General features: G+C 48.6%; 5 protein-coding genes. All 5 read right to left on the bottom strand.

The genetic code is table 11. The features are described 5' to 3' along the window. The coding region (locus tag B5D40_RS15580) for a GLUG motif-containing protein (protein ID WP_327077731.1) at nt 1–1,001 on the bottom strand (1,001 nt) is incomplete at its 3' end. A 94-nt stretch (nt 1,002–1,095) separates the two neighbouring features. Beyond that, nucleotides 1,096–1,956, bottom strand: a complete 861-nt coding sequence (locus tag B5D40_RS05275) for a hypothetical protein (RefSeq protein WP_078776067.1) — start codon at nt 1,954–1,956, stop codon at nt 1,096–1,098. A 15-nt stretch (nt 1,957–1,971) separates the two neighbouring features. Further along, a complete protein-coding gene (locus B5D40_RS05270) occupies nt 1,972–2,193 on the bottom strand; it encodes a hypothetical protein (protein ID WP_078776066.1) in 222 nt (73 codons plus the stop codon). A 189-nt stretch (nt 2,194–2,382) separates the two neighbouring features. Then, entirely contained in the window at nt 2,383–2,703 is a 321-nt protein-coding gene (locus B5D40_RS05265; protein ID WP_078776065.1) for a hypothetical protein, read from the bottom strand. Nucleotides 2,704–2,721: 18 nt separating this feature from the next. Beyond that, on the bottom strand, nt 2,722–3,633 hold the full coding sequence (locus tag B5D40_RS05260) for an FRG domain-containing protein (RefSeq protein ID WP_078776064.1): 912 nt from the start codon (nt 3,631–3,633) through the stop codon (nt 2,722–2,724). Nucleotides 3,634–3,829 lie beyond the last annotated feature (196 nt).

Here is a 3,829-nt window from a genome sequence, read left to right as displayed (position 1 = left end):
GTGGAGTTGCTGATGGTCACCGTGCTGCTGGAAGAGGCGTAGCCCACGAAACCACCGGAGTAGGAGTAGGAGTAGGAGTAGGAGGAGGTGGAGGTGCTCACCGCCCCCGTGTTCGTGGAGTTGCTGATGGCCACCGTGCTGTTGGAAGAGACGTAGCCCACGAAACCGCCGGAGTAGGAGTCGGAGCTGGAGTTTGCGCTTACGTTTCCGCTGTTTTGGGAGCTGCTGATGGTCACCGTGCTGTTGGAAGAGACGTAGCCCACGAAGCCTCCGGAGCATCCGCTTGCGTTGCTCACCGCCCCCGTGTTCGTGGAGTTGCTGATGGTCAGCGAATCCGTTGCATATCCCACAATTCCCCCGACATAACGCTTCGACTGAACAGAATCGCCCATAAAGGAAACGGAGTCCATCACGCCCGAAACCCGCCCGGCTATTCCCCCTGCGCTTCCTCCGTGATAATTTCCCTTTGCCGAAGTTACCGAACCCGCCGCCGAAATGTTTCGCAGGTTTCCCCGGCTAAAGCCTGCTATCAATCCCGCATTGCTCATCGAATCGTTGGCGTAAACGGAAGCCCTCCGCAAAGACAGGTTCTGCACCCAGCCGTCGCGGGCAATCACGCCAAAAAGCCCCAAGTTCAGCGTGTCCGTCGTTTTTGTACTGGAATCCCGGACATTCATCCCATAAATTGCAAATCCCCGCCCATCTAGAACGCCTTCAAACGCCGTGGAGGTGTCCTTGCCAATCGGGATCCAACTCACTGATGCCAAGCTTGCCGTATCTCGCCCAAACACAATGTCGTTGGCAAGAACCGCGTTGATTGCCGTGCTGCCGCTATTCACCTGCAAGGCAAACCAGGCAAGCTCCTCTGGCGTGGTAATCTCGTAAAAAATCTTCCCGCCGATTTTTCGGGTCGATTCGGGTTCGCTGGTGCCGCCCGTCCAGGCGGCAAAGGCCTGTATCGCCGCCACCAACAGAAAGAGGAGTATTTTGGTGTATCTCATGGGTTATTTCTCCTTATTTTGAAATTTCACGGAATCGGGGGAAATCTGCATTTGAATATCCCCAGCGACAGAAAAAGTTTTTGTTTCGTTTATTTCAATCGACGACGATGGCTTTTTTTTCTGACTGGCTATTTGAAGATTCGCTTTTCATATAAGCACCGAACCCAAATAAGCAGATTAGCCCGAAGAGCATTAAAGCGGACATGACTCGCCAAAAGCTGCAGCAATCATTGTCTTTTTCGTTTTTGTCGTCTTTGCTTTCAGAATATTCAGAGGGCGGTTTTCTATACGGCAAATTCAAAAATTGACAAAAACATTCTGCATCTTTATGACAACGAATTAGTTTGTCCACAACAAAGCTGATGATTCCATAAATGGCAACCGCAGTCATTAAAAAGACAAGCACACTGCAACACAACGCCAAATAATCTTTAAAGGCAGCTAGTTTATCGCTTAAGCAACCTTTGAAAATAATGTAAAAAGCCACAACCAAACTGAGCAAAATCAAGAACAACTTTCCAATAAAGTGGGGTGTTGACTCATACTTCGCCCTGTCCCAGTCAAATTTCAAAAGAGTGGAAACGGCAGAATCGATGTTTTTTAGGGTAAGAAAATTTTTCTTCTGCTGCAATTCCTCCAACTCGTCAAGAATCTTTCTATCCTCTTCATCATTCGGATTCAAGCGACATTGAAAGAAGCATTTAGCTTCATGATAAGAATGGAATACGACCGGGAATTTGTCTTCTTCGGGTTGCTTACCCGATTTCGGTAAAGTGGTTCGCTGATACAGTCGGTGCAACGCCTGCAAGCCGTCCCTCAAATCGTCCCGCCATTTCTTGCGTTCTTTGGTGATGTTGTCCACCCGAATGCTGTTGTCGGAAGTGCTCTTGGTCACTAAAGCCGTGAACAGGGAACCGCTAAAAAATCCAGCGATAACAGTAAAAATGTTGTCCATATTCCAGCCCTACATCTAAAAGTCGTCCCCATCGGCGGAAACTTTTTTCACTTTGAAATCGTCATCCGTTTCCAACCGAATTTTTCGCCTAGAAAAGAACGCACCCGAAATCAGCAAGGCATTGGGGTAGTTTTGCTCTAGATGAAAAGAATACTTCACATCATAAAGGTTCGCATCTGTTTTTTGTATTTCTTGTCCGAGTTTTTCTGATTGTGTCTCTATGGGCTCTTTTTTCATATTGACGAATACATTGTATTCATCGAATTTCTCCTCTTCGCCTTCTTTCTTTTCCCGATAAAGATGGTTTTCCGTCCCTCGGATTTGAAAGCAAATTTTTTTTGCCCTCTACCGAAAATTTTGTGACCATTGCGTCAATGAAATAAGTTTGCGACGTTTGTGGAGTATTTTCATTCATTACAGGCTCTCCTATTCTAAAGTGATTTTATGAATCTCTACGGGGCTATCATTGAATTTCCCATCATCCACTTCTACCAGAATCTTTTGGTTATTGCTTTTGGCAGTCAGCAGTATTTGATACTCCCACTGGCACCCATCTGTAGGGACCTTAAATTTGTCAGAAATTTCCTTCAGTTCGGCTTTGTCGTTTTCGTTTTTATTGTCTCTTTCTCCCCAAAACACATTATACGCCTTTTCACCGCGCTCCAGGTAGTAGCCGTCCACGCCCCGAATGGTAAACGAACCATCCGAAGACAGGGTTTTCACGTAGCATTCGATTTTATAAGGCATCCCTTCTCCTTTTGACAATTACTCGTTCCAAAAATCTTCCGAGTTCAATCTTAGCCGGGTTCCCTTCCAGTCCGGATACACCACGTCCGGCGTCATTCCCAGCATTTCCAACTCTTCCAGCAGACGCTTCTTCGCCTGTGCGGGGACCCTGACCTTTCGCCGGATCATTCCGTCCTGCGGGTCGTCTTTCCACTGGGCGAGCTTTGTCCTGTCGCCATCCATTCCGTAAATCAGGAACGCCCCCTGCTGCGCTCGGACGCGGGGGTTGTCCAGTAGCGGGTGGACGCAAAAAATGCTCTCCATATCCTTTTTGTCTATCCATTTTTCGAAATAGGGCTTTTCCGCCCGGATTTCATGGACCAGGTGCTGGATTTTTGAATCCGTATTGAACGCCTTGCGGTTGTTTTCTTCGTCTGCCCGGAGGTTTCGGATGTCCAGCCCCTCCTTGTAGTCGTAAACGGCGATGTTGGCGACGACGCTCACCGCGTCCGAATGGAAATTCTTGATTTTGTGGTCCGGCACTTCATAGACATAGATGACGCCATCCGCATTGCCGAATTCCTTTTCGGTCATGCCGTAATCGGGGTCGATGTAGCAAGCGAAAAACAGGGATTGCAGGGCGCTGGTCGTAATGTCCAAAAGACGGGTCGGAATCCCGTAATGTTGCATGAGCACCAGGCGTTCAAAGGTCGATTTGCATTTGGCGAACTCGTCCGGAATGCGGCGTTCCGTTTCGCGAAACAGCTTCGCTTCTTTTTTCATGTTTCTTCTGCCGATGCCCGGCGTCGCTCCCGTACTCCCGAAATCCTTTCCTTCCCCACGAAAATAATAGCGCACACCCGAACGACGGTTCCCGTACGCGTCCAGCCCGTAATGTTTGTAGTGGTTCAGGCATTCAATCCAGTCTGCGATCGAGCGAATTTCGTCCATTTCAATCCTTTGCCGGTGCGTAAATCATTGCGTCTTTCTTTTTTTCGCAGAAGTGCGCTTCTGCGAAAAAAACATTTCGGGATGAAGTCTTAAACGGCACTTTTTCCCGACTCGGAGCCGCCGCCGAGCAAAAAAGGGGACAGGTTGGAACATGTCCTGGCAGGGAAATCCGCTTGCCGGGGTTAGGATTCCTACG

The organism is Fibrobacter intestinalis, assembly GCF_900167415.1.
Classification (GTDB): Bacteria; Fibrobacterota; Fibrobacteria; order Fibrobacterales; family Fibrobacteraceae; genus Hallerella; species Hallerella intestinalis.
This window is presented reverse-complemented; position numbering and strand designations above follow the sequence as displayed.